This window comes from Pseudomonas sp. BN417 (assembly GCF_029871205.1).
In the GTDB taxonomy this organism is placed as follows: domain Bacteria; phylum Pseudomonadota; class Gammaproteobacteria; order Pseudomonadales; family Pseudomonadaceae; genus Metapseudomonas.
The window spans coordinates 1-753 of sequence record NZ_SSOJ01000001.1; the positions used below are offsets into that span (position 1 = coordinate 1).

Below are 753 nucleotides of genomic sequence, written 5' to 3' on the forward strand. Positions count from 1 at the left end.
CATGTCGCCGTCGTCGGCAATGGCGCTGACCGTGCCGTAATCGGCGACGCGCTGGCCTTCCTCGGCCTGGTAGGCGAAGTACTGGGGCACGCGGTTCCAGCGCCACTCATAGGAAATCAGCGAGGTGGAATACCAGAGCCCGTAGACCAGCATGAACAGGATCACACCTGTCAGCAGGTGCCAGGGCAACTGGCCGGCTCGTTTTGAACCTGCCCCTGCGGGGCCCTTGGCCAGCGCTTGCCAGGGCAGTTGGAGTTTTTTTTGCGTATTCATGGAGAGTTCTCGGCCTCAGGCTTCAAGCGTGCAATCGGCTGGGCGGGCCGGTCACCCGGCCCAGTCGATCGTTGTGTCTCTTATTCCATTTCCTTGAGCCAGTCCGTGCTCTTGAACCACTTGGCATGAATGCGCGCATAGCTGCCGTCTTCCTTGGCCTGGCGCAGGTAGTTGTTGATCCAGTTGAGGCTGTCGTAGTCGGCTTTCTTCAGGCCGAAGGCCAGGGGTTCGTAGGTGAAGGGCTCTTCGAGGAATGCCAGCTTGCCGGCGCCGGCCTTGTTCACCGCCACCACGTTGTAGGGCGCGTCGTAGATGAAGGCATCGGCCTTGCCGTTGACCACGTCCATCACCGCTTCCTGCTCGTTGTCGAAGCCGTGGTACTGGGCCTTGGCGATCAGCTTCTTGGCGACCATTTCGCCGGTGGTGCCGATCTTCGAGGTGATGCGGTACTTGCCATCGTTCAGGTCCTTGTAGGACTTG

General features: G+C 60.4%; 1 protein-coding gene and 1 pseudogene. Both read right to left on the reverse strand.

Translation table 11 applies throughout. The features are described 5' to 3' along the window. Positions 1-273, reverse strand: a pseudogene (locus E8F11_RS00005) (hypothetical protein); the annotation flags it as partial. Between the two features lie 80 nt (positions 274-353). Beyond that, the coding region (locus E8F11_RS00010; protein WP_280286748.1) for a transporter substrate-binding domain-containing protein at positions 354-753 on the reverse strand (400 nt) is incomplete at its 5' end.